The sequence below is a fragment of the Thermoanaerobacterium sp. RBIITD genome (assembly GCF_900205865.1).
Lineage (GTDB): Bacteria > Bacillota > Thermoanaerobacteria > Thermoanaerobacterales > Thermoanaerobacteraceae > Thermoanaerobacterium.
Map to the genome: position 1 here is coordinate 2755941 of NZ_LT906662.1, position 26258 is coordinate 2782198.

Below are 26258 nucleotides of genomic sequence, written 5' to 3' on the forward strand. Positions count from 1 at the left end.
ACTCAGCGTATTAGAAAGGAGCCATCAAATTTGCAGCGTTTATACCGGTTAATCATAATTTCATTGCTTTTAACTATATTTATCAGTGGTTGTAGTTTTACGCAAAGAAAAATAACACCAACAACTTCAGAAAATTTAAAGGGAGATGGATTGGTGGTTCTTTGCTACCATAGGGTGCTACCTTATTGGATTTTAAGCTGGGGAAGATTATTCTATCCTTCTGAATCAGAACTTTCCCGTTATGCCATCAGTACCAGGGAATTTACCCGCCAATTGAAATACTTAACCGAGCAGGGAGTCCGCTTTGTAACTCCTCAGGAAGCTGAAGATTACTTACGTGGGCATAAGTCAATTTCTGGTAAGCTTGTGCTCATAACCTTTGATGATGGCGATCTTAGCATATACAAACATGCATTTCCGTTGCTCAAAGAAAAACATATTCCGTTTCTTCTCTTCTTTATAGCAGATCAGGCAGGAAAAGAATGGGAAGGTTTTAACATGTGTTCATGGGATCAAGTTAAAGAAATGGTAAATAGCGGTATTTGCACTATTGGTCTGCATACTTACAACCTTCATTATTTTGATCCTCGAACGAAAAAACCTGTTTTTCTTCTCCAAGATAAAGAAAAGCTTTTTGTTTCTGATACAGAAAAAGGAATTGCTTGCATTGAAAAACAACTTGGTATAAGGGTAAAATATTTTGCCTATCCATATGGATTTGGGACACCTTCAACCGACCGCATTCTTATGAAACATGGAATATTTAATATATTCACATTGAAATCAAGAGTAAATCATCCAGGAGATCCGTGTTTTTTTATAGGACGCATCTTAGTTACCCCGAATAGCTGGTCACAGGTAGCTGCTTGGGCTCACAGGCATTAAAAGGGATTACATGATACCTGCAGAAATTCTTGAAGAATAAAGTTCGTATTTAATGTTGCAATTATCCCTTTTTGATACAGCAAGATGCGAAGACCTTCGTGCAGACAAATTTTCAACAATAGTTATAGACTCATGCCAATACTCTGTACCAGATACATATGCTGTAAAACGATATTTGCCAAAATATATTCTCAAAAATACTATTTTGCATTTAATATTGCAATTTAAGTTATAAAATTATTGCTGGTTTAGAAAATAAGAAATTGCTGCAAAAACAGGCTGTACTGGATGAGGTTATGAAATTGATATTAGATAAGCTTACAGAATATGAGGTAAAAAATATTGATTATGAGGTAATTGACGGATATGTATTTCAAGAAAATACAATATTTGCTGTTGAAGAGATTGAGCGCTATATGCTTGATAATAAACGAGCTTATAAGACTAATGAAGACTATAAAAAGGCATTATATAAATATATTAAAGTTGACAGTGACGGCGAGTATGAATTTGCCAGAAGTTTAGATGCAGATCCTGATGTACTGCTCTTTACAAAATTGAAAAAAGGTGGTCTTACGATTGATACTCATTATGGCAATTACTCTCCTGATTGGGCGGTTATTTACAGAATAGATGTGTCATCCGCCAAACTGTATTTTATTGTAGAAACTAAATGTGATAAAGAAAAGAAAGACTTGACACGGGTTGAAGATGCTAAGATAAAATGTGCTAAGAAGCATTTTGCTAAAGTTGCAGATGATGTGATATTTGATTGGGTTGATGGCTATAGGAGATTTAAGGAAATAGTAAGTCAAGAATCGGCAAGAAGGACCGGGATATAATTTTAAAAAAGCCCCTCCAGTGTTTTGTTTAAATTATGAGGGGCTTTTTTTATTTATCTTCATTTTCCTTAGTCGATGCTGCCAGTTTCTGTATTTCATTCGCAGCTTCATCGTTTGCTAGGTTAAGTTCAAATTTTTGTGCAAAATTTCCTCTGGATAAAACTATTTACTTCTGACACTACTGCTTTGCCTATTATACTGCCTCCGACCCTTTTGGTGTCAAGGATACGCTATGCCATTTTAGTGCCCAAAAGGTGCCCTGACGTGCCAAAGTGTGCCAAAAAGAAATTTGAGGAAAATTCAGTACTGGTGCGAAAAAGCGTGAATGTAACATATTATTTTGAATTATGCATTTCAAAAACCAAAAAGTTCTATAAAAAAACATGTAGGAATTTTAAATATTATATCCTGACTTTTGCAGTAAAAAAGGATAAAAAATGCCCATAAGTCCTTTAAATTAAAGGCTTCTGGGCTTTTTGTTTTTGTCAATAAGTTGTAGCGGAAAATGTCATTTTTTTACTTCCCCTAAAATTTTTTTAATTTCTCCTAAGCGCATATATTTCCGCCCAAAATCAATATCTAGTTCTTTACCTATATCTTCGAGAACATCATTATTAAAATCAAAAAGACAATAGTTCTCCTGAATGTAACTGCAGGATGCTTTAGCTAGACTTTCAAGTATAGCTGAAGCGGAATATTTGCCCTTCAGCCTGTATTCAAGTATTCTTACGATTACAAGTGCTATAAAGCATATCAGAAAATGAGCGTCAATATGCTCCTTCAACGATAAATACACCGGCCTGCTTTCAATATCGCTTTTAGTTACTTTGAAAGCTTCTTCTATTTTCCATAAACCACGATACATTTCAATAACTTTATCATCAGATTCCTTGTATTCACTGGTAACTATTGCATAATATCCATCAAACTTCTCTTCTTCTTTTAGTTTTTCCTCATCAAATGCTAGATGCTGACGAGCACTTTCCAATATTTCACCAGTTTCCTCATCAAAAATAAGATTTTTTACATATTTAGCAGCACCATAAGATGTTGATTTATTGTATTTTGCCGGATTTTTAATCAAATCTTTAGCTTTTTCTATTGCAGAAGCTCTCTCATATTTTGCCTTTAAAGCATATTCTTCACTATAGAAAACAACCTGCTTCTCATCAACTATCTTTTTCATCTTTCTCCCTTTAGTGGTAGTTACTAATATTTCTCTTGGATAAAGTCTGGATTTTATTTTGAAGTTGTTTCCTTTGTAAGTATATCCATTTTCATCAAGAACATATTTTTTAAATTCCTTATCTGCACAGCGAACAGAGTAGCTGAATACATATCCATTACCAGCAGATAAAGTATACCAGATATTATCACCAGTAATAATACCTTTATCAGCAACAACAATAATTCTTCCCAAAGAATAATCATGTTGTATCCTTCTTAGCATAGGCATAAGTGTAGTTTTGTCTGGAGCATTCCCTGGAAAAAGTTTATATGTAATGGGGATGCCATTGGTATCCATAAATAATCCCATCTGCACAATCGGATCCGGTCTGTGTTCTTTAGAAACTCCTTTTTTACGCAATTCATCCTGCTCATCAATTTCAAAATAATAGTTAGTAACATCATAGTAAACCAAATCTGTATTACGGTCATACAGGGACTTAACGCGCTCATGAATCCAAAGTTGTAAAGCATCACTATGCTTGTTGAAAAAAGTAAGACATCTATAAACATCATCCAAAGAAAAATCAAATTTCTCAAAGAATATATCTTTATTTTCATAAGTCTTTTTCTTTGAAGCAGGATAAAGCAAGCGTGAGAATACCAGAAGCTTCATAATGGCATTAGCATCAAATTCTTCTTTTGAGTGACGTTGTCTGTTTCTTAAAAATTTATCTATTTCAATCTTATGATAAACTTTACTAAAAGCAGCATAGCCAAAGTTTTTACGGTTATCCGTATTAGCTAAAATTTTTCATCTGGGAAAAAACTAAGCGTAATTGGAGCCTTTTTCATAGCCTTTTGTTTGTTCAATTCTTTAACCTGCTGTTCAAAAAATGCAATGGGGTCATCGTATTGTTTTTGAAGTTCATCAAGATATCCAAGAGATTTAATTGTAACGGTCCTAGTATGTCCTCTTTCTTTATCACGATAACCATCTGCAATAGAAAGATAAATTCTTCCAGAACTATGCTTACTTTTCTTTAAATACATCTTAAACTCCCCCAATAAAATTCAATATGACTATATTATACCATAATCCATAATAATCCGCAACCAAAATATGACAAAATTTTAAAATAAATTTACCCGAAATCATCAGTAAAATTAATGGTTTCGGGTTACGTTACATAAAAATTTGCTGCAAAACTAGGAGGATACGCTATGCCATTTTAGTGCCCAAAAGGTGCCCTGACGTGCCAAAGTGTGCCAAAAAGAAATTTGAGGAAAATTCAGTACTGGTGCGAAAAAGCGTGAATGTAACATATTATTTTGAATTATGCATTTCAAAAACCAAAAAGTTCTATAAAAAAACATGTAGGAATTTTAAATATTATATGATATAATGAAAATATGGGGATATAGCTCAGTTGGGAGAGCGCTTGCTTCGCATGTAAGAGGTCAGGGGTTCGAATCCCCTTATCTCCACCATGTATTCAAATATGAGAATATTTGTTCGCATAAAATGGTGCCTTATATTATTTTAAAAAAAGGGGATAAGGTCCTTATGTATAGTTTCTTTTTGGACATAAGTATAATTATAGCACTAATTCTAATTGAGGATCTATTATTAGAAAAAGTATTTCATATTAGAACAAAGATACAATCATATTTCAAATCGCCTTTTGATATCAAATATTTTATGTTAGTAATTTTATTTACAATTGTTATAAAATTAATATTTAAAATCTTTGGAGGTATTTTTGAAAGTAATATAATATTATCGAATATTCCCTTATCATTGATGATATTTTTGTTTGGGAATAATAATAAAAAAGAAACGAAAAAATGTAGTAAAATTTTGTGATTTTATAATCAGGTGTAAATCCTGATTTTTTTATATAAAAAGAAATTGATGTTTGAATAAACTATTATATAAATACATAAATCTAATTATTTTTAGAAAAGATATAACCAGGACATTTATAAGGAGGTTATATCTATGAGCAAATCAAGAAAAAGATTAATAATAGTTTTGCTCTTTATATTTGTAATTGCATCTTTCTTATTAACCGGATGTAAAAAAGCAGCTAAAAAACCTTTTGCGGCTAAGAAAAGCTTAAATGTTGTAGGCTTTTATGTTGATACAGCAGGATATGATAATTCGTATAGTTCACTCGTTAGATATGCTAAAAATATTGATACATTATCACCATTATGGCTTACAGTGCAAGGCGACGGTACTGTTAAAGATTCTACAAATCCAAAAGCATTAGATTTTGCAAAGAAAAATGGGTTAAAGGTTGTTCCACTGGTGAATGTTGCAGATAGCAAAGATTCTGTTCTAACTGATTCTAAAATTAAGACAGAGACAATGAATGAGCTAATTAGCTTATTAAAGAAACATAATTTTGATGGGTACAATATCGATTTTGAGTTTATACCACATGGTACGAAAAATTATGTTCAAGATAAAGATTATCTTACAGCTTTTATTGGTACTTTCAGAATGATGATGAAAAAAGAAGGAAAAATACTTGATATTTCTGTAATACCACATTATCAAGTTTCACCGGAAATATCGGGAATATACGATTATCATAAATTAGCTCCACTTGTAGATCATGTTACACTTATGACATATGATAGACATAACGAATCATCACCCCCAGGGCCTGTATCACCGGCACAATGGGTTGAGTACAATGTAAAAGATGCATTAAATGAAGGATTTAAGCCGAAACAGATATGTCTTGGTGTCGCAACATATGGATATGATTGGCCAGCAAATAAGACAGGTGGTTTTTCATCACCTACAAAAACAATATTGCAAAAAGCAAAAATGAAGGGTGTTAATATCCAATGGAGTAATACGTACCATGAGCCATATTATACGTATTATGACAGCACTTATGGTGTAAAGAGACAAGTGTGGTTTGAAAACTCTACTACAATGGGAGAGAAAATCGATGTTGCAAAAAAATATGGTATCCATGGTATTTGTATTTGGAGAATAGGCTTTGAAACACCATCATTCTGGAGCGTGATAGTTAATAAAATAGGAAGTAAATAAATTGGATAAGTTTTCACATCTTCCAAGTTATATAGCTTTTAATGAATTAAAAATCCCCTTTAATAGGGGGTTAAATATTATATGTTAAATATATATTATTAGAATCTGGCATAAAATTTATATTATCTAAACATTGTATTTTATTATTAGAATAGATTGATATGCGTCCAAATTCATAAAAATAATCATATAATATATCAATAATTTTTTTCACCTTATCATTATTGACGATTTTAAGACTTAAGTCATTTATTACAATTCTATTTGTGGATTCATAAGGGTCTTGAAAAATGGTAAACCATAATCTGGATTCATTATCAACGCTATTTATTAGAACAAACCATTCAGAATCGTTTTCATACTTCAGGATTTTAAAATAAAATTTTATACCCGTTACTTCAGACATAGGCTTACATATATTGTTGATATCAGAATCTGATAAATATTCGCTTAATGTATTTCTAATGCATCTGTAGTTGCAAATTGAATTCATAACGCCCCTTCTTTCTTTATAAATATATTTTGACCTAAAAAATATTTCTTACATATATTATATTACATTATTGTAAAAATTCACACGATTTCTTAAAAAATAATTAATAAGAATTAATTAGCAAAATGAACTTAAAATAATAACGTTGACTAAATATAATAAGAATAATATAATCAAATTACGGCAAATAAATAATAAAATTGGAGGTAAAATATGTACATTCCATCAATAAATCCATATGCATTTAAAATAGGTCCCCTTGCAGTACACTGGTATGGTATATTTATGGCGTTATCAATCGCTGCGGGTGCATATTACTTGTATACCAAATCAAAAAAGTTGAATTATGACGAAGAATTTTTGCTAAATCTTTTGATGATCGTCGTTATCTCAGGTATAGTCGGAGCAAGATTAATGTTCGTATTGGCAAATGATATCGATTGGTTTTACAAAGATCCCATTCAGATTTTAAAAATATATGAAGGCGGACTTTCGTGGCATGGTGCCGTTCTTGGAGGCTTTCTTGCAGGATTGTATTATTGCCGTAAAAAGCATGTTAGGATTAACCCTCTTGAAGATTATGCTGTTATTGGACTTGCTATCGGAAATATACTTGTTAGAATAGGCAATATATTTAATCAAGAAGTTTTAGGTAGACAGACAGATTTCTCATTTGGCAGATGGCCTGCACAACTAGTTGGTGTAACTATGGGAGTTATACTGCTTGTAAGATATTTTTATATTGAAAGAAAGCATATGCCGGAAGGATATCAGTTTTGGTCATTTATATTCTACTATCAGCTTATGAGAGGCTTAATAGAGGAGACAGTCAGAGATAACCCCTTGTTTATTCCGGTTTATTTAAATAAACATCTTGGCATTGGATTCTTTACATTGACACAAATTGCAACACCATTTATACTGGCACTTGCATACTGGATGATGAGAAGAGTTATAAATGACCCGGAAAATAAAAAATTGAATTTCTAACCTGCGATAAGCAGGTTTTTTAGTATTATACAACATAACTGGAAAATAATAATTAAGTATGATAAAATTATTAAAAAATAGGAGGTACATAGCTTTTATGAAAGAAGAGAAATTAAAACTTCGTAGAAGAATATATGCGCTTGTTGCTGAGTATGCAAAAAAAATGGACAAACTTGAAGAAGTCTATATTAATGTAGTTGATAACCTTGTAAAAAACGGAATTGACCCTGATGAGGCAAAGATGAGAGTAAGGGCTGCACTTGGGACTTTTGATGAAAAGGGAAAGATTCCAGATAAGATTGATTTTCCATTTATTTCTGTTATTGATATGGCTTGTAGTGGCGGTAATAATGAGAATTGTGTATGTAACGAAGCTTGTGAGACTAAAGCCATCCTAACAGATAAAGGCAAAGCAACAGTTGATTTTGAAAGTTGCCTTGTATGCGGTTTATGTATTGCTGCTTGTCCAGAAGGTGCGATAACAGATAAAACAGAAATTGCCCAGACAATAAATATGATAAAAAAAGGTAATAGAGTTTATGCTATTTTGGCTCCAGCATTTTCTGGGCAGTTTGGAGAAAATGTATCTGAAGAGCAGGTTAAATCAGCTCTTTTGCTATTGGGATTTTATGATGTTATAGAAGTTGCCTTGGGTGCTGATATGATTACTGTTAAAGAGGCAAGAGAGTACATAAAGAGAATGGACCGCGGTGATAAATTTATGATTACTTCGTGCTGCTGTCCGCCATTTATTAGGCTTACAAAGACATATAAACCAAAAATAGCAGGGCTTGTATCAGATTCGGTGTCACCTATGGTTGCAACAGCAAGATTTATAAAGGCTGAAGACAAAGACGCAAAAGTTGTTTTTATAGGACCATGTATAGCAAAAAAATCTGAAGCTAAACTTCCAGAATTAAAAGATGCTGTTGACACTGTTTTAACGTTTGAAGAGCTTGACGCTATATTTACAGGCTATGGTATTAAACTTAATGATATTAAAGTAAATATGCCTGTCGATGATGCATCACACGATGGAAGAATATATGCACATACAGGTGGTGTTTCAGAAGCAATTATGAAAAGTATAAAAAATTTAAGGCCGGACCTTGATGTTATCGGCACGAAAGGAAATGGAATAAAGCAATGTAAAGAGATACTTGATTCAATTGAGAGGAAAGAAGTAAAATATAATTTTGTGGAGGGTATGGCATGTATAGGTGGCTGTGTTGGCGGGCCTGGTAAGCTTGTAAATCCACAAATAGGTGCAAAATGTGTTGATAAATTTGCAAACAAATCAAATGTTAATGAAGCTGTAAATAACGAAAAAGCGGTATTAATTTATGAAAAAAATAAGGACAAAGTCAATCTGGAATCGTCTAGGATGTAAATATTTATAGGTATTAAATAGTGAAATAACGTATTTACGTTTTAAATCAGAGTATTTAAAATGAAAGGAATTGATGTTAGTTGAATAAAAATAGACTATTTGATGAACTGCTTACTAAGATAGAAAAAGCTGGAAAAGAAATTGATGATATGAATTATTTCTATCAAGAGGTAGCAAAAATACTCGATCAAAACATATCATATTATAATTGGACAGGTTTTTATTTTATGAAAGATGGTTCACTTGCCATTGGTCCATATATAGGAAGGCCTACTGAACATACTAATATAAAAGTTGGACAGGGTATTTGCGGTAGAGCAGTGGCTGAAAACAATACTATAGTAGTTGATGATGTCACTAAAGAGGAAAATTATCTTGCATGTAGTCTTGAAACAAAATCAGAAATAGTCGTGCCGATTCGTGTTGGCGATGATATCATAGGTGAGATTGATATAGATAGTGATAAAAAAAGTGCTTTTGATGATGAGGATAGAAAATTTTTAGAAAAAGTTGCAAATATTATAAGCAAAAAAATTGCAAATCAAAAAAATGAGGCATAATGCCTCCTTATTTTTTGTAGAAAAAAACATATATATAATATATAATTAAAATATAAGCTTTTTGAAAGGAGAATGATTGTGAAAAAATCTACGATTGTATTATTAGTCGTATTAGCAGTTGTTATAATACTTGTTGGTTCAATATTTGGAAGTTATAATTCACTTGTAAGACAACAGGAAGATGTAAATAGCAAATGGAGTCAGGTTGATAATCAGCTGCAAAGGAGAGCAGATTTAATTCCTAATCTTGTTGAGACAGTTAAAGGTTATGCAAAACATGAGCAGACAGTTTTTGAAAGCGTAAATAAAGCAAGAGAAAAATTGCTTTTGGCAAATACGGTGCAAGAAAAGGCAAATGCAAATGATGCGCTTGGAACAGCCATTGGAAGGTTGCTTGCCATATCAGAAAATTACCCTACATTGAAAGCTGATCAAAATTTTAGACAATTAAGTGATGAACTTGCAGGAACGGAAAATAGAATTTCTGTTGCAAGGATGGATTATAATAATGCGGTTCAACAATATAACACCAGTATAAGGCAATTTCCCAATATAATCTTTGCAAGGATGTTTGGATTTACAGAAAAGCAATACTTTAAAGCACAATCAGGTGCACAGGAAGTACCAAAGGTGGATTTTTCAAAATAAGGAGGTAAGTTAGTGCGTAAATTTGGCAAGGTCTTTTTATTAGTAACACTATTTTTGTTGATTTTTACTGATGCTTTTTCGGCACCAAATATACCTCCGAAACCATCAGAATATGACTATGTATATGATTATGCAGGATTAGTAAACCAAAATGATGCAAATATAATAAGAAGTATTGGAAAAGCGATAGAAGATGCAAGCGGATCACAGCTTATAGTTGTGACTGTTGACGATATTGGAGATTATCCAATATCTGATTACGCACTTTATTTGTTTAGAAATTGGGGAATAGGTAAAAAAGATAAAAATAATGGTGTACTACTTCTGGTGGATAAAAAAAGACTTTTAGAGGGCAAAAGTGGTAAAGTTTTTATATCGATTGGATATGGACTTGAAGGAGCTATACCTGATTCTGTCGCCGGTAGAATACTTGATGATTATGTATTGTCTAAATGGGAAAAGAAAGATTATTCTGGAGGCATTCTTGACGGATATAAGGCAATTGCTGCAAGTGTGGCCAAAGAGTATAATATTGATTTAAATAATTTTAATACCGACGATTATGTAGTAAAATCAAGAAGTAAAAAAGATAACATTGGCAATATTATTACCGCAATTGTTTTGCTTATTATAGCATTTAGCATCTTTGGAAATCATAGAAGAGGACCCTTCCGCCGTTATTGGTGGTGGGGCGGTGGTCCCGGAGGATTTGGTGGCGGGGGGGTTGGTGGCGGCTTCGGTGGTTTTGGAGGTTCCGGCGGTGGCGGAGGTAGTTTTGGAGGTGGCTCTACAGGTGGAGGTGGAGCTGGACGCTAGACTCTAAACCTCCCCCTTTCATATTGTTGTGGCCATTCAATATCTTCTTTAAGGTCATGAGCGGCATATAATGGCCAATATGGATTTCTGAGAAGTTCTCTTCCGAGTGCTATTAAATCTGCTTTACCATCTTTAAGCAATTGTTCAGCCATTTCAGCTCTGGTTATAAGACCGACGGTAGCCGTCATAAACCCAGGGTCTTTTTTTATTCTTTCAGAATACTTTACTTGATATCCGGGATATAGATCAATTTTAGCATTTAAAAGGCCACCACTGCTAACATCGATTAAATCAACACCGCTATCTTTTAAGTATGATAGGATTTTAACCATCTCTTCTATATCGATTCCACCATCAGTATAATCATCAGCAGATACTCTTACGAAGAGGGGTTTATCCCCGGGCCATACTTCCTTTACAGATTTTATTACTTGTTTTAAAAATCTTACTCTATTTTCAGTTGTACCACCGTATTCATCGCTTCTTTTATTTGACAAAGGTGATAGAAATTCGTGTATTAAATAGCCATGTGCTGCGTGTATTTCTATTATATCAAATCCGGCATTAAGTGCCCTTAAAGCTGCACTTTTAAAGTTGTTTATAATTTCATCTATTTCACTCTTAGTAATTTCATGTGGTATCTTGTATTCATTACTCCATTCCATCGTCGAAGGTGCTACAGGCATTTCACTTAAAACTTGGCATTTTCTACCAGCGTGTGCAAGTTGAACACCTACAACCGCTCCATATTTTTTGCATTCATCTACTATTTTTTTTAATGGTTCGACTTGATTATCACTCCATAAACCCAAATCACCATCAGATATTCTACCTCTGCTTTCAACAGCGGTTGCTTCAAGCATTATTAGACCAACACCACCGACAGCTCTTGTAACATAATGTACAAAATGCCATGAATTAGCGATGCCATCTTGTCCTGCCGAATATTGGCACATAGGCGACATCATAATGCGATTTTTGATTGTAGTATTTTTTATTTTTAATGGTGTAAATAACATAATAACAACCCCTTTCAAATATATGATACCACTTTAGTTTAAAAAATAAAAATTATCTTATAAGAAATTATATTAAAAAGGAAATATAATGTTAATATCCATTTAAATAATTTCTATTTTTTTGTTTTTCGTGGTATAATAAGTTAGGGAATAATGAAAGGAGGGCATATTGTGAAGGAAAAAGTAGAAGAAGTTTTAAGTCTTTTAAGACCGTCGCTTCAAGCAGATGGAGGAGATGTTGAACTCATCGATGTATCTGATGATGGAGTTGTGCAAGTCAAATTGACAGGCGCTTGTGGCGGTTGCCCATTTGCAATGATGACATTAAAAGAAGGAATAGAAAGAGCAATAAAGGAAGAAGTACCAGAAGTTAAGGAAGTTGTTGCTCTTTAAAATAAAATCCGGATTTACCCGGATTTTTTTTGCTATTTATGGATGATGTTCGTAAAATACATAGAATATTATATATGAAAAAAAGATAAAATTAATGCATATTATTTGACAAAAGAACTTGCATACGCATTTAACTGGAATGAAACACATGAGAACTCGATAAATAATGTAAATATTGCTGTAGACTCATGTACGGGGATTATAATAAGTGAAAATATGGATACATGGTATTATAATTGGAAAGTTTATGATACACATCATGATGTGAATAAGGTTATAGAATAAATTAAAAATAATTTTTGTGATAAGGCATCAAATCTAATATTGGTTAAAAATCCTGCAATAAACCAAGATGAAATTACATACTTATTTTATCGTAGGTACAAAAACGCAATAGTAACGGATAATTCATAAGAATTAAAATCATCAAAGATGGGAAAATAATTAATGTGATAATGAACTGGAATGATGCTAGTAAACCATCTAAAAATATTATAGACATTGATAGCACAAAGGATATTTTTTTAAATACAAAATAAATTTTTATTATATTTTTAAAAATGATGATACATTATCCAAATGATATGAACTATATTATTGAACATCTACAGGTGAAAAGATACCTATTTCAGTTTTTTAAATAATGATTAAGGGGAGTTGATACCATGAATGAAAAACTTAAAATCGAAGCGGCAAAAGAACTCGGTTTATTTGAAAAAGTGCTTAGAGTCGGGTGGTCAAATTTAACTGCTCAAGAAACCGGTAAAATTGGAGCTATTGTAAAAAAAAGAAAAAAACATATAACTTTATGATGCATAATCTTTTTAAAGTGATATACTTGTATTGAAGAGGTGAGTATAGTGAATGTTGATACAAATGTTTATGAAAAAGCCGCAGAGCTAATTAAAAAATCTAAAAAAACAATTGTTTTGACAGGTGCAGGTATATCAACTGAAAGCGGTATTCCGGATTTTAGAAGCCCTGGAACAGGACTATGGGAAAAGATGGATCCAATGGAAGCCTTGTCGACGCGAGTTTTATATAACGACCCTATAAAATTTTATAACAATGGTTTTAAAATACTGCTCTCAATGAAAGATGCAAGGCCTAATAAAGCACATTACATACTGGCTCAAATGGAAGATGAAGGCTTAATATCGGGTATAATAACGCAAAATATTGATAACTTACATCAAAAAGCTGGCTCACATAGGATATTTGAAGTCCATGGCCAAACTAGAACGGGAAGTTGCATGAACTGCGGTACAAAAGTTTCTATTGACGTGCTCAATGACAAAATAGAAAAAAGGGAGATTCCACCGATATGCGATAAATGTAATGGCATTTTAAGGCCAGATGTTGTAATGTTTGGCGATCCTATGCCGGAAGACTTTGAAAAGGCATGGCATGAGGCAAGCAACAGTGATTTGATGATAGTAATAGGATCTTCATTAACGGTATCACCTGTCAATTTTTTGCCCGGCCTTGTAAAACATCTCATAATAATTAATAAAACTAGAACACCTGAAGATAATAGGGCGGATGTAGTTATAAGATGTTCTGCTAGTGAAGCATTAAGTAATATTATCACATATTTAAATAAAGAAGAAAAATAAAATTAAGATTTGACAATATATATGATTGAGTGCTATTATAAATAGGTAAATTATTTATCACGTTTGGAGGAAGATATAATGGTAAGAGGTAAAGTGAAATGGTTCAATGCTGAGAAAGGATATGGCTTCATAGAAAGAGAAGGAGGTTCTGATGTCTTCGTACACTACTCAGCTATTGAACAAGATGGTTTTAAGACATTAGAGGAAGGTCAAGAAGTTGAGTTTGATATAGTTGAAGCTGAAAAAGGTCCTCAAGCTGCAAATGTTAAAAAAGTTTGATTAATAAGAGAACTTACCCTAACAGAAATGTTAGGGTTTTGCATTTTTTATTTCACATAGGAAGTATAGATATTTCTTAATTTATAATTTTTTTAAAGGTATAAGTATTTTTTTGATTTTTGTAAAAAGGAAGTATAAAGATTAGTACGATAATTCATAATAGCTATAAATAAACCCGTTAATGGGAAAAATTAAAAAAAGATATTGACGAATTAATTATTTTTAGGTATACTATTAGTTGTCACGAGAAATGGTCGTATAGCTCAGCTGGGAGAGCACCTGCCTTACAAGCAGGGGGTCATAGGTTCGAGCCCTATTGCGACCACCATTGAGGCCCAATAGCTCAGTTGGTTAGAGCGCCAGCCTGTCACGCTGGAGGTCGAGGGTTCGAGCCCCTTTTGGGTCGCCAATAAGCCTCGATAGCTCAGTCGGTAGAGCAAGGGACTGAAAATCCCTGTGTCAGTGGTTCGATTCCACTTCGAGGCACCAGAGAAAATAATGCGGACATAGCTCAGTTGGTAGAGCATCACCTTGCCAAGGTGAGGGTCGCGAGTTCGAGTCTCGTTGTCCGCTCCAAACTATGGCGGCATAGCCAAGTGGTAAGGCAGAGGTCTGCAAAACCTTTATCTCCAGTTCGAATCTGGATGCCGCCTCCATATTTAATATAGTGATAATAAGCCTTTAATGGCTTTATTTTTTTTATTGCGAATTTTATATTTAATTTTATAGGAGAAAGATAGGATGAGGAAAAACTTGCAAAAGCTTAATAATATTGATGATATGAAAAGATTAATTAAAAGAAATAATATGGTACTATTGTACTTTTCAACGGTGAACTGTGGTATTTGTACAACACTTCTGCCAAAGATTGACGAGATGCTTTTGACCTATCCTAATATATCGGCTTTTCATGTTTCTATAGATGAATTACCTGCAGCATCTGGTGAATTTTCTATTTTTACTGTTCCATCTATACTTGTTTATATTGAGGGAAAAGAAGTGATAAGAGAAGCTAGGTTTATTAGTATGGATACGTTAGAAGATAAAATCCAAAAATATTACAATATGATTTTTTAAATGACATAATATGGATGTCATATATGATATAATATATTAAATTATCAATATCAAATATTCACTTTATGACATAGTAGGGCCGAATCCTACTGTTGATATGATTGATGAAGCAGCCAAAATCGGCCGTGAAACCGGGGCAGAAGTTGTTATCGGAATTGGCGTTGGTAGCCCTATAGATACTGCGAAAAGTGTAGCTGTGCTGCTGGAGTACACTGATAAAAATGCAAGAGAACTTTATGAACAGAAATTCATACCCGAAAAAGGTGTTCCTATTATAGCTATAAACCTTACTTACGGTACTGGTACTGAAGTAAACAGATTTGCGGTAGCTACAATACCAGAAAAAAATTATAAGCCTGTCGTGGTCTATGATTGCCTGTACTCTATATATGCCATAGATGACCCTTTACTTATGACAAAGCTTGACAAAAAGCAGACAATAGCGGTTACAATAGATGCATTAAATCATGTTACTGAAACTGCTACTACTCTTGAACCATCGCTTTATAGCATTCTCTGGTGACTGACCTGACCGAGCGTAGAGCATTAAAAGAAGAGCTTGAGGAAAATGAGGCAATTTTAGGTGCAATCGTATCACAAACCATTAGAAGAAGGAGATAAGGTATTAGGCACTCAGATAATTATTGATGATATAACTGAAAGAAAACATCTGGAAGAAGAAAACAGATAAAAAGAAGAAAGAATTTGTTTGATGTTGTAAATGAAGTAACAATTTTGCTTAAAAATAATAAAACAGCCAATTAAAGGACTGCTTCCGTCGTCAATCATCATATGATAACTCAATGTCATTAGATTAAATTTCCCTTCGTTAGAAGTGGCTACTAATACGACTAGTCCCGGCTCAATGAAACGATATACCCTAGATAATGGAAATTCCTTCACACTAAACATCTCTCTTTCATTTTATTTTTAAAAAATTTATCTCTTATTTTGGTATAGACAGTTAAATAGTTACGCAAATTTTATTTCCAGTTTTCCAATAATAGTATATAATTTGGACTATTGAATATTTTAACAGTTTTCAAATGCATCTTAGTATAATTTTTATGCAAAATTATATTTCACATACCTATATTTTACAACAAAATATCCTAAAATTAAAAACATAAAGGCATAAAGAGATAAAGCAGCAATTTACATTGTTACCAGATTATAATATAAAATTAAGGAATTATTAGTAAATTATATATAATTATGCTTATAATTAATTAAAAGTAAAGCAATGGGAGGTTAAGGGTATGGAAGGCAGAAGTATTGAGTTTGCCCTTATTAAGTTTATTGAGAGATGTATTAATTATGAAGCTGCAAAAATTATAAAAAAGATAAGGACATCAAAAAGAAAGAGCATTTAATATTAGATGCAGCAAAGTATAATAGCGATATTAAAGATAATGAAAAGGACATTGATAATATGGCATACAATGATATATCACTTGAAAATGAAATAATAAATAGGTGTATGATTTTAAAATATAAAGAATTACTCGAACCAGAGGAACTTAAAGTAATAATGCTAAATATAGTACAAGATGTACCGCATTTGTTAGTCGTCTGATGTAGAAAAAACATCTAGAGTTTATCATGTTTATTATGTATAAGAATCAACTGACATTAATAAGTTTCCTGATTTGGAGGGAAAATTTGAAAGATTTATAACAGTTACAAGAACGTCTTTATATGATGGATGGTGTATAAGTTCAATTGCCACATCGCCATAAATATTTTATAAAAAAGCAAAAGGCTTATGCAAATATTAAAAAATATTTTTTTCTAGCAGTATTGTTCTGAATTCATTAATAAGATGATATATACTTGCGTAAAATGGATATTCATTGCATACTCTATCCAATTGTTCTTGAGAAATCATTTTTACTTCCTCAATAGGCTTGTACAGCAGCTTTATTAAATTTTTGTACTCAATTAGTTTACTTATATTTCTTGTATTGTCATTTATTGCCTTGCATTGGAAGATCTTGAAAGCTTCTTTTATAATGGGAATGAACTTTTGATGATGTATGACCACAGAAAGGGCATTTCAATTCTTTTTATTTGATTCTGTTTTATGTATATGGTATTACCAATTATTTTTTGGCTTTTATATTCTAAATTTTCATCCAGCATCTTAAATAAATTCATTCATTTAATGACTTCTTTTATAATGTTTTTGAATGTATTATCATATCATATTTTTAATACATTTTAATTCACTTTTGGTAAGAACCAGTTTTAGATTAACATAAACATATGATTCTCTATTATTGATAACTAATCAGATGAAGACCTGTTTTTTAATGAATAAATTTTTTTTATATTAAAGAAGGATTTTTTTAATTAATGTCGAATTAACAATATTAAGATAATAAGAACTTAGTAAAAAGTATATTGCTAACTTATTACGAATATCTTAGAAAGTTGGAGGTAATAATGAGACATAAAAGTAATTTAAAAGAATTGAAAGAGAAAAATAAGAAATGTATATTGAAATTATTATTGAATGATGGACCTTTATCAAGGACAGAGATTTCACAGCGTGTGGGATTAAGTATGACAGCAGTATCTGACCTGGTAGAGGAATTACTAAACGAGAAAATTTTGATAGAATCAGGAATGGGATCATCAACCGGGGGTAGAAGGCCCGTAATGCTTGAGATAAATACTAAAAATGGTTATGTTGCAACACTTAAGATATTAAGGGATAAACTAATCTGCATATTATTCGATTTTAACCTTAATAAAGGAATTGAAAAAGAAATTGAGTTTGATTATTTTGATCTACCTTTTTTGCAGAAAATAATAAAAGAATTGATTAAAGATCTTGAAAGGGATTTAAAGGTAGAAAAAAGAAAAATATATGGTATAGGTATATGTATTAACAGTGATTTGAAAGAATTTAATTTAAAGGGAGTTTTATCAACATCTATTTCTTCAGGTTATTTGACTTTATCGCAGGCTCTATCATATGAACTGGGTATACCTGTTATAGAAGAAAACGAAATATATCTTAAATCAATGGCTGAATATTTATCTCTTGGAATAAATAATAATCTTGCTTATATCGATATCAACAACGAAATACAATCATCAGTAATATTAAATGGTAGGAGAATAAGTGAAAATATAAATATTGGTCATATGATTATAGATAGATATGGACCAGAATGCTCCGAAGGGCATAGAGGCTGTCTTAATACACTCGTTACAATAAAAGCAATTTTAAAAAAAGCAATAACATTGAGCAAGGATCAAAGTAATGTGATTGATGGAACAAACTCATCCTTTGTGAATATCGACAGCATATATAAATTTTTTAAAAGTGATGCAATTGACAGAATCATCAATGATATTTCTGATTCGCTTAAAATTACAATAATAAACCTGAAAAATTTGCTCAACATTAAAACATTTGTTTTAGATGGAAAGATAATAAAATTATTCGATATTAGTAGTAGAATCCAAAATTCTTTTGATGATATTATTATTAAATGTTGTTCAGTAGGAAAAGATGATATTTTAAAAGCCACAGCAAAATTAACTTTAAATAAAATAATAAATGAACAGGAGGTATAATAATGAGTTTTGCTGAAATTCTAAAAACCAATAAAATGACGCTTATTGTCAGTTTGCCAAAAAATACGATTGAACTGGCTCAAGCGGCTATGAAAGGAGGTGCTGATGCTTTAAAGGTACATGCAAATGTACATCACCAGGCAAGTGGTAATGATTTTGGCAGCATAGATGAGCAAAGGGAGGTGTTTAGAGAAATAATAAATAGTTTCAAGGTACCAGTGGGGCTTGTGCCCGGGGCTGAAACTTGTGCTGACAGAAAAGAAATTAAACTGGCAGAAGAACTTAAGTTTAGCTTTCTATCTATGTTTGCACACCATATGCCGCTTTACATGCTCGATTCAAATCTTGAAAAGATGGTAGCTGTTAACGAAGTATATGATATATCACACATAAAGGCATTAAACAAGATAAACATTGACGTTATTGAAGCAGACGTATTGCCAGATGACAGAAGAGAGAAAATTCACTTATCTGATTTAATGAGATATGGAAGACTTGTAGAAAACCTTACTAAACCTGTGGTTGTTCCGACCCAAAGGATTATAGAACCAGATGAAGTGAAGTATCTATATGACCTTGGCATTAAAGGAATTATGATTGGTGCAATTGTTACAAGGAATGATACAGAAGGCGTTCTTAGAATGACTGAATCATTTAAAAATGAAATTAATAAATTATAAGGAGGATTAATTATGCAGGCGATTTTAATATTATTGTTGTTTTTGATAATAGCTGGACTTATGGTATCAAGAAAATTACCCACATTGGTAGCACTTCCTATACTTGCGATTGGTATTGCGTTAATTGCTGGTGTTCCATTGTCACTTGTTGATCCTAAGACTAAGCTTGATACAGGAATTCTTGCATATATTATAGATGGTGGTGCCATTAAACTTTCAGCAGCATATGTGGCTGTTATGTTTGGAGCATGGTTAGGACAGATAATGAATCAGACAGGCATATCAAAATCTATTGTAAAGACTGCAGCGGAATTAGGCGGTGACCGCCCACTGATAATGACACTTTGCATTACTGCTGCGATAGCGCTGCTTTTTACAACTATAAGCGGATTAGGTGCTGTAATTATGGTTGGCAGCATTGCTGTACCTATAATGCTTTCAGTTGGAGTAACTCCGATTATTGCTGTGTCAATGTTTTTATTTGGTATGGCAATAGGCCTTGAGCTTAATATGGCGAACTGGTCATTTTATATAACTGCAACGGGTGTTTCGCTTGGAGATGTTAAAAACTTTGCAATTGTTCTTATGATATTTACCGCTGTTATGGCAGTTGCTTTTGCTTTGATAGAGTTCAAGCGTGCAGGAATAAAATTCGCATGGGCACAAACTAATGCTGATACAGACAAAAAAGTAAATTTCTTAGCATTATTAACACCAATAGTTCCTATAATCTTTGTACTTGTATTCAAATGGCCTATAATTACTTCATTTATAATAGGCATAATCTATAGCATTATAACAACACAAAGATCATTTAAATCCGCTTTAAGTATGTTGACAAAAACCGCATATGATGGAATTGCAGATTCAGCACCTGCGGTATTATTGATGATTGGCATAGGAATGCTTTTAAATTCGGTTATGCATCCTATGGTATCACAGGTACTATCTTCAGTATTAAAAAGTATAATTCCGACAACACCACTGACATATATTTTATTCTTCAGTATACTAGCACCACTTGCACTATATAGAGGACCACTTAATCTATGGGGACTTGGTAGTGGTATTGCAGGTCTTATTATAAGCTTAAAGATATTACCACCAACAACTGTTATGGGTGCACTTTTATCGACTGAAAGGATTCAGGTAATAGGAGATCCTACAAATACACAAAATGTTTGGCTAAGCAATTATGTTGGTGTTGATGTAAATAAATTAATGATAAAACTATTGCCATATATATGGATAATAGCAATTGGAGGAATTATAACAGCATCAATAATGTTTTTCTAAAATATATGGGGTTAGGCATTTTGCTTAACCCCGAGATCTAAATAGGAGGAGATAAATTTGAAAGTAAGGATTGGAATAGATGTCGGAGGAACATTCACAGATGCAGTCGCAATAAATAGTGATACTTATGAACTTATTGGAACTGTTAAGCTTCCTACAACACATACTGCCAAAGAGGGCGTTGCAAAAGGTATAATAGAAGTATTGAAGAAATTAATGCAGGATAATAATATAAAACCGGAAGATGTACTTTTTATTGCACATGGCACAACACAGGCGACAAATGCTCTTCTTGAAGGTGATGTCGTCCCTGTTGGAATAATTACAGTAGGTAAAGGGTTAGAAGGAATAAAATCAAAAAACGATACAAATATAGGTGACATAGAGCTTGCACCTGGTAAGATTTTAAAAACATTTAGCAGATATATTGAGATAAATGATTCTCTTGATACAAATATAGAAAAGGCTATAACAGAATTAAAAAATGAAAAAGCTGGGGCAATTGTAGCTGCAGAAGCATTTTCAGTAGATAACCCGGAAAATGAAAACAAAATAATGGAGATATCAGAAAATAAAGGATTACCTTCGACAGCAACACATGAAATAACAAAACTATATGGACTCAAAATAAGAACAAGAACAGCGGCAATAAACGGATGTATATTGCCTAAAATGATAGACACAGCAAATATGACAGAAGAAAGCGTAAAAAAATCGGGAATAAAGGCACCACTAATGATAATGAGATGCGATGGTGGTGTAATGGATGTTGCTGAAGTAAGAAAAAGGCCAATACTTACTATGCTGTCAGGGCCAGCCGCAGGCGTTGCAGGAGCGTTAATGTACGAAAAAATATCTGATGGAATCTTTCTTGAAGTAGGTGGTACATCTACAGATATATCGGTAATAAGAAACGGAAAAGTAATGGTAAGCTATGCAGAAGTAGGAGGACATAAAACATATCTCAATTCACTTGATGTACGGACAGTCGGAATTGCTGGTGGTAGCATGGTAAGGCTTGGAGAAAAAGACATAGAAGACGTAGGACCGAGAAGTGCACACATTGCCGGTCTTCCATATTCAGTTTATACAGATCCAGACGAAATAATTGATCCAGAACTAATATATGTAAAGCCTAAAGAAGGAGATCCAGATGATTATATTGCTGTTAAGAGCAAAAATGGAAAAATGTTTGCCATAACGGTATCATGTGCTGCAAATATACTTGGATATGTAAAACCAGAAGACTATGCGTACGGGAATACAGAAGCCGCAAGAAAAGCATTTGAACCAATATCACATAAGCTTGGGATTACTATAAAAGAAGTAGCAGAAAAAATCATGGATAAAGCATGTATGAAAGACCTAAAAGTTGTAGAAAGTCTTATTGAAGACTATAAACTTGATAAAAATTCGACTGTTTTAGTAGGCGGCGGGGGAGGAAGCGCAGCAATAGTGCCACACCTTGCAAAAATGATGAATATGAAATACAAGATTGCCAAAAATGCACAGGTAATATCTACAATAGGTGTAGCTCTCGCAATGGTAAGAGAAGTGGTAGAAAGGACAGTGCAAGATCCAACTGAAAAAGACATATTATCAATAAGAAATGAAGCGAAAGAAGCAGTCATAAAAGCAGGGGCTCTTGAAAGTACAGTAGAGATATTTGTAGAAGTAGATTCACAGAAAAATGTACTACGGGCAATAGCAACAGGTGCAACAGAATTAAGATCAAAAGACATGTTAAACAAAAAACTAAGTGAAAAAGAAATAATAAAAATTGCTGCCGAATCTATGTCTGTTGATAAAAGTAATGTAGAAATCGCGGCTAAAACAGGAGATATGTTTGTATTTAGAGGAAGAAAAAAACAAAAAGGATTACTTGGACTTTTCAAAAAGATCAGTGAATATACAAGGGTTATAGATATAGAAGGAATAATAAGGCTTAATAAAAATAAAGCATCTATATATATTGCCGATATATCAAACTTTGAAGATCTGTTAAATAAAGGCCTTGAGGAAAATATATTTTATGGCGATGGCGGAGCAGAAATACCAGACTGCTTCATAGTACTACCCAATAGAATGATAGATTTATCTGGTTTGATAGATAAAAACCAGATAATATCATTGGCAAAAATTGAAGTAGATGGAATAAATGAAAATGAAAAGATAGCAATTATTATCTGTAAAAGGTGAAAAATATGATACCTTCCATATTTTTAAATAAATATGAATTAATAGAACAGGAGTTAAAAGGAGATATATATTATGACAAAATAAAAGAAATGGATATAAGAAATATGGCAGAAATGGCATGGAATCGTGGGATTGACGAGGCAAAAAAATATAAAAAACATGAGATTATAGAACTTACAAAAAATGAAGGAATAAAGATTGAGGTTGATAAAATACATTATACACCAGGATATATAATATTCAGTCAGATAACAAGCAATGAAAAGAAAATAACTATCTACATGAAAAATATAGAAAATAAATTCATACCGTCAATACCTGATAAGTATTCACTATGGAAAGACGAAAATAAACTTTTAAATCTTTTTATATGCCATGAATATTATCATTGCCTTGAATACTACCACATTGGGTTTACATCAGACATTTATAAAGTTAATATTAAGTTTGGCTTCTTTATATTGAAAAAGGGGCTGAACTCACTAAATGAAATTGCTGCACATGCTTTTGTAAAAGAATTTTATGATATATGGTAGGTGATATAATGATTTATGATGTTGCCGTAATAGGAGGCGGAGTATCAGGAACAATTGCTGCAATAGCCGCAGCGAGAAATGGTGCTAAGACAATTCTTATTGAACAGTACGGATTCCTTGGGGGATCGCTTACAAATATGGGAGTAGGACCCATGATGACATTTCATGCAGGAGATAAACAAGTCATATTGGGAATACCGCAGGAAGTTGTTAATAACCTCATTAAATATGGTGGAAGCCCAGGACATGTAACCGATACGACAGGATTTGTAAGCACAGTTACTCCATTTGATGCAGAAGTGATGAAGTATGTGCTTCAGAAGATGCTGTTAAAAAGCGGTGCAGATATTTTATTTCACAGCTTTTTATATAATGTAGAACTTGATGGTGAAAATATAAAAAATATAAGAATTGTCAATAAATCAGGTATCCAAGAGATAAAAGCAAAAGTATATATAGATTCTACTGGTGACGCCGACCTTGCCTCAAGGTGTGGTATTGAATATGCTCTTGGAAGGCCGCAGGATAATTTAACACAACCAATGACAATGAATGTAAGAATAGGTAATGTTACAATTAAAGAAATAAAAAAATATATGGAAAATAACCCAAAAGAATTTACGATGATAGGCATAGATAAAGTAAAAAAAGCACAAAGGCTTATGGTTAACGGATTTTATTCCATACTAAAAAAAGCTCGTCAAAATGGTGAAATAAGTTTTGAAAGGGATATGGTATTGTTCTTCGAGACAAATACACCTGGTGAAGTTATTGTAAATATGACAAGAGTACAAAAACTGAACGGCACAGATATAATAGACCTTACACAAGGAGAAATAACTGGACGAAACCAAGCATTTGAAGTTTATAACTTTATGAAGAAATATATACCCGGATTTGAAAATTCTTATCTCGTGTCAACAGGTCCACAAATTGGAATTAGGGAAACAAGGAAAATAATCGGTGAATATGTATTGACAGCCGAGGACCTTGTTACAAATAAGCGTTTTGAAGATTGTATAGCGAGAGGAGGGTATCCTGTAGATATACACTCACCGGATAGTGATGCAACAATATATATGCAGCTCAAAGAAGGAAGCTATTATGATATACCATATAGATGTTTATACAGTAAAAGAATAAGTAATCTTTTAGTATCAGGTAGGTGCATATCATCTACATATGAGGCAAATGCAGCGGTAAGAGTCTCACCTATAGCTATGGCAACTGGCCAAGCTGCTGGAACTGCTGCATATCTTGCATCGAAAAATAACAATAAAACTAGTGAAGTAGATGTAAAAGTATTAAGGGAAATATTAATAAAACAAGGAGCTTTCATATAAGGTTGGATGTAAATTTTTTATTATTTTATAAAGAGACTTTAATGTATATTGCATTACTCTTGTAATGATCTCATCATTACGGGAGATGTTACACTTATTAGATGTTACTTGATGACAATAATAGATATGTTATTATTCTATTTGTTAAGTACTAAAAGAGAAAATGGAAAGACTATAATGTTGTATTTTGAAAACCTTGAATAAGGCTTTTTTTTTGTTTTTATAGATTTTTTAAGGATAAAGATGGATTTCTGAGAAAATTGTAGAATAACAAAATGACATGTTTTAAAAAGAAATTCATTTTTATGTAATTACATTTAAGCATAATATTATGTACAACTTTATGGAGGTAATACATTTATTAAGAGAATATATTTAACATATAGTAGTAACATGAACTTGGATCAAATGTTAAAAAGATGTCCTATAGTAACCTCTGCGGATTTGATATTACTAAAAAGCTGCCTTCTTATGGGACTTTTGAAGGCTTCCTTAAGAATTTTGACCATAAGTATTTATCTCTTATTATGCAAAATCAAGTTGAAATTCTCAAAGATTTAGGTATTATTTCTGGTAAAACTATTTCTTTAGATTCTACTTCTATTAAGGCTAATACTAAATTTAAAAATCCTAAGTCTTTTTATATTTATTATATCTCTTTTATGTTATACTTTAATAACTAAAGTAACATATTAAATAGAAGGTGAGTGTATGGCGAATTCGCAAATAACAAAAAAAGTTCTTGCAAATGCACTAAAGGAATTAATGAGGAGTAAATCATTAAACAAAATTTCTATTCAGGATATTGTGGATAGATGTGGGCTCAACAGGCAAACTTTTTATTATCACTTTCATGATATATTTACGATTTACTTGGTTGGATTTACGAAAAAGAAGCTGTTGAAAAAATTGTTCAATACAAAAGCTATAAAAACTGGAAAGAAGGATTTTACCAGGTCTTTAAATATATTGAGGATAATAAATCTTTTTGCATGAATACTTTAAATTCATTAGGTAGGGAACATTTAGATTATTATCTTTATTCTATTACATATGATCTCGTTATAGGTGTTGTATATGAACTTTCAAATAATATGAAAATAAAAGAAGAATATAAAAGATTTATTGCTAATTTTTACACGCTTGCGTTTATCGGATTAATTATTCAATGGATGAAAAATGGTATGAAGGAAGATCCAGAAATTATTATTAATGATTTAAGTGAACTTATCGAAGGCAATTTTATAAGAGCATTACGAAAATATGAAAATGTAGGTAATAGTAAGTGATAACATCTATTTATTTCAGTTTATTTTTATACTTTAACAGATTTAAAAAAATTTATACAAATTAGATTAAATGACAAAA

The 26258-nt window shown here is 32.2% G+C and carries 27 protein-coding genes, 6 tRNA genes and 2 pseudogenes; 30 read left to right on the top strand and 5 right to left on the bottom strand.

Features of this window, described 5'->3' with window-relative positions; all coding sequences use genetic code 11:
• Positions 1-30: 30 nt before the first annotated feature.
• Positions 31-885: a polysaccharide deacetylase family protein gene (locus CPG45_RS13245; RefSeq protein WP_157732412.1), complete on the top strand. Its 855-nt coding sequence runs from the start codon at positions 31-33 to the stop codon at positions 883-885.
• Positions 886-891: 6 nt separating this feature from the next.
• On the opposite strand, the gene CPG45_RS16915 is transcribed toward CPG45_RS13245, so the two are convergent.
• The gene (locus tag CPG45_RS16915; RefSeq protein ID WP_157732413.1) at positions 892-1080 is read right to left on the bottom strand and encodes a hypothetical protein; all 189 of its coding nucleotides are present in this window, start codon (positions 1078-1080) and stop codon (positions 892-894) included.
• A 101-nt stretch (positions 1081-1181) separates the two neighbouring features.
• Between CPG45_RS16915 and CPG45_RS13250 the strand changes: the two genes are divergently transcribed.
• Positions 1182-1727, top strand: a complete 546-nt coding sequence (locus CPG45_RS13250; RefSeq protein ID WP_197702819.1) for a restriction endonuclease — start codon at positions 1182-1184, stop codon at positions 1725-1727.
• Between the two features lie 508 nt (positions 1728-2235).
• On the opposite strand, the pseudogene CPG45_RS13255 reads toward CPG45_RS13250, so the two are convergent.
• Positions 2236-3947: pseudogene (locus tag CPG45_RS13255) on the bottom strand (IS1634 family transposase).
• A gap of 362 nt (positions 3948-4309) precedes the next feature.
• Here CPG45_RS13255 and CPG45_RS13260 point away from each other — a divergent pair.
• Positions 4310-4385, top strand: a tRNA-Ala gene (locus CPG45_RS13260).
• A 511-nt stretch (positions 4386-4896) separates the two neighbouring features.
• The gene (locus CPG45_RS13270) at positions 4897-5967 is read left to right on the top strand and encodes a glycosyl hydrolase family 18 protein (protein WP_096232361.1); all 1071 of its coding nucleotides are present in this window, start codon (positions 4897-4899) and stop codon (positions 5965-5967) included.
• Between the two features lie 70 nt (positions 5968-6037).
• On the opposite strand, the gene CPG45_RS13275 is transcribed toward CPG45_RS13270, so the two are convergent.
• Positions 6038-6460 (bottom strand): hypothetical protein, encoded by a 423-nt coding sequence (locus CPG45_RS13275; RefSeq protein WP_096232362.1) that lies wholly within the window; start codon positions 6458-6460, stop codon positions 6038-6040.
• A 213-nt stretch (positions 6461-6673) separates the two neighbouring features.
• Here CPG45_RS13275 and CPG45_RS13280 point away from each other — a divergent pair, with 213 nt between their 5' ends.
• The 5 genes from CPG45_RS13280 to CPG45_RS13300 all read left to right on the top strand — a co-directional run bounded on the left by CPG45_RS13280 (position 6674) and on the right by CPG45_RS13300 (position 10864).
• On the top strand, positions 6674-7450 hold the full coding sequence (locus tag CPG45_RS13280) for a prolipoprotein diacylglyceryl transferase (RefSeq protein ID WP_096232363.1): 777 nt from the start codon (positions 6674-6676) through the stop codon (positions 7448-7450).
• 97 nt (positions 7451-7547) lie between these two features.
• Positions 7548-8840, top strand: a complete 1293-nt coding sequence (locus CPG45_RS13285; protein WP_172856572.1) for a [Fe-Fe] hydrogenase large subunit C-terminal domain-containing protein — start codon at positions 7548-7550, stop codon at positions 8838-8840.
• 80 nt (positions 8841-8920) lie between these two features.
• Positions 8921-9400, top strand: a complete 480-nt coding sequence (locus CPG45_RS13290) for a GAF domain-containing protein (protein ID WP_096232365.1) — start codon at positions 8921-8923, stop codon at positions 9398-9400.
• 72 nt (positions 9401-9472) lie between these two features.
• Positions 9473-10048: a LemA family protein gene (locus tag CPG45_RS13295; RefSeq protein WP_502695788.1), complete on the top strand. Its 576-nt coding sequence runs from the start codon at positions 9473-9475 to the stop codon at positions 10046-10048.
• Positions 10049-10060: 12 nt separating this feature from the next.
• Complete coding sequence (locus CPG45_RS13300; RefSeq protein WP_096232367.1) at positions 10061-10864, top strand: TPM domain-containing protein; 804 nt, start codon at positions 10061-10063, stop codon at positions 10862-10864.
• Here the strand turns inward: CPG45_RS13300 and namA are convergent.
• On the bottom strand, positions 10861-11883 hold the full coding sequence (namA, locus tag CPG45_RS13305) for an NADPH dehydrogenase NamA (protein ID WP_096232368.1): 1023 nt from the start codon (positions 11881-11883) through the stop codon (positions 10861-10863). The genes CPG45_RS13300 and namA overlap by 4 nt on opposite strands.
• A gap of 171 nt (positions 11884-12054) precedes the next feature.
• On the opposite strand from namA, the gene CPG45_RS13310 reads away from it, so the two are divergent.
• From CPG45_RS13310 to CPG45_RS16920, 13 genes and pseudogenes are all read left to right on the top strand, one after another.
• A complete protein-coding gene (locus tag CPG45_RS13310) occupies positions 12055-12276 on the top strand; it encodes a NifU family protein (RefSeq protein ID WP_096232369.1) in 222 nt (73 codons plus the stop codon).
• Between the two features lie 105 nt (positions 12277-12381).
• Positions 12382-12561 carry a hypothetical protein gene (locus CPG45_RS13315; protein ID WP_096232370.1) on the top strand — a complete coding sequence of 60 codons (180 nt, stop codon included), beginning with the start codon at positions 12382-12384 and terminating at the stop codon, positions 12559-12561.
• Positions 12562-12941: 380 nt separating this feature from the next.
• Positions 12942-13088, top strand: a complete 147-nt coding sequence (locus CPG45_RS13320; protein WP_096232371.1) for an alpha/beta-type small acid-soluble spore protein — start codon at positions 12942-12944, stop codon at positions 13086-13088.
• A gap of 48 nt (positions 13089-13136) precedes the next feature.
• Positions 13137-13892: an SIR2 family NAD-dependent protein deacylase gene (locus CPG45_RS13325; RefSeq protein WP_096232372.1), complete on the top strand. Its 756-nt coding sequence runs from the start codon at positions 13137-13139 to the stop codon at positions 13890-13892.
• Positions 13893-13970: 78 nt separating this feature from the next.
• A complete protein-coding gene (locus CPG45_RS13330) occupies positions 13971-14171 on the top strand; it encodes a cold-shock protein (RefSeq protein WP_096232373.1) in 201 nt (66 codons plus the stop codon).
• Positions 14172-14423: 252 nt separating this feature from the next.
• Positions 14424-14499: transfer RNA gene (locus CPG45_RS13335), tRNA-Val, on the top strand.
• Between the two features lie 4 nt (positions 14500-14503).
• Positions 14504-14580 (top strand) — tRNA-Asp (locus CPG45_RS13340).
• Between the two features lie 4 nt (positions 14581-14584).
• Positions 14585-14660 (top strand) — tRNA-Phe (locus tag CPG45_RS13345).
• 11 nt (positions 14661-14671) lie between these two features.
• A tRNA-Gly gene (locus CPG45_RS13350) sits at positions 14672-14747 on the top strand.
• 6 nt (positions 14748-14753) lie between these two features.
• Positions 14754-14827: transfer RNA gene (locus CPG45_RS13355), tRNA-Cys, on the top strand.
• Between the two features lie 85 nt (positions 14828-14912).
• Positions 14913-15248, top strand: coding sequence for a thioredoxin family protein (locus CPG45_RS13360; protein WP_502695789.1), 336 nt, complete (start codon positions 14913-14915; stop codon positions 15246-15248).
• Positions 15249-15291: 43 nt separating this feature from the next.
• Positions 15292-15765, top strand: a pseudogene (locus CPG45_RS13365) (iron-containing alcohol dehydrogenase); the annotation flags it as partial.
• Between the two features lie 915 nt (positions 15766-16680).
• Entirely contained in the window at positions 16681-16824 is a 144-nt protein-coding gene (locus CPG45_RS16920; RefSeq protein ID WP_157732414.1) for a hypothetical protein, read from the top strand.
• A gap of 391 nt (positions 16825-17215) precedes the next feature.
• On the opposite strand, the gene CPG45_RS18310 is transcribed toward CPG45_RS16920, so the two are convergent.
• Complete coding sequence (locus tag CPG45_RS18310) at positions 17216-17308, bottom strand: transposase family protein (RefSeq protein WP_157732415.1); 93 nt, start codon at positions 17306-17308, stop codon at positions 17216-17218.
• 385 nt (positions 17309-17693) lie between these two features.
• Here CPG45_RS18310 and CPG45_RS13375 point away from each other — a divergent pair, with 385 nt between their 5' ends.
• The 8 genes from CPG45_RS13375 (at position 17694) to CPG45_RS18555 (ending at position 26179) form a co-directional block, all read left to right on the top strand.
• Positions 17694-18836, top strand: a complete 1143-nt coding sequence (locus CPG45_RS13375) for an ROK family transcriptional regulator (protein WP_096232375.1) — start codon at positions 17694-17696, stop codon at positions 18834-18836.
• Between the two features lie 2 nt (positions 18837-18838).
• Complete coding sequence (locus CPG45_RS13380; RefSeq protein ID WP_096232376.1) at positions 18839-19516, top strand: hypothetical protein; 678 nt, start codon at positions 18839-18841, stop codon at positions 19514-19516.
• Between the two features lie 12 nt (positions 19517-19528).
• Positions 19529-20812 carry a C4-dicarboxylate ABC transporter gene (locus CPG45_RS13385; RefSeq protein WP_096232377.1) on the top strand — a complete coding sequence of 428 codons (1284 nt, stop codon included), beginning with the start codon at positions 19529-19531 and terminating at the stop codon, positions 20810-20812.
• A gap of 57 nt (positions 20813-20869) precedes the next feature.
• Positions 20870-23011, top strand: coding sequence for a hydantoinase/oxoprolinase family protein (locus CPG45_RS13390; RefSeq protein WP_096232378.1), 2142 nt, complete (start codon positions 20870-20872; stop codon positions 23009-23011).
• A 5-nt stretch (positions 23012-23016) separates the two neighbouring features.
• Positions 23017-23547 carry a hypothetical protein gene (locus tag CPG45_RS13395; protein ID WP_096232379.1) on the top strand — a complete coding sequence of 177 codons (531 nt, stop codon included), beginning with the start codon at positions 23017-23019 and terminating at the stop codon, positions 23545-23547.
• A 5-nt stretch (positions 23548-23552) separates the two neighbouring features.
• Positions 23553-24890: an FAD-dependent oxidoreductase gene (locus tag CPG45_RS13400; protein ID WP_096233620.1), complete on the top strand. Its 1338-nt coding sequence runs from the start codon at positions 23553-23555 to the stop codon at positions 24888-24890.
• 711 nt (positions 24891-25601) lie between these two features.
• Positions 25602-25886, top strand: coding sequence for a TetR family transcriptional regulator (locus CPG45_RS18550; RefSeq protein WP_231968781.1), 285 nt, complete (start codon positions 25602-25604; stop codon positions 25884-25886).
• A complete protein-coding gene (locus CPG45_RS18555; RefSeq protein WP_231969132.1) occupies positions 25859-26179 on the top strand; it encodes a TetR-like C-terminal domain-containing protein in 321 nt (106 codons plus the stop codon). The genes CPG45_RS18550 and CPG45_RS18555 overlap by 28 nt, the downstream gene beginning before the upstream one ends.
• Positions 26180-26258 lie beyond the last annotated feature (79 nt).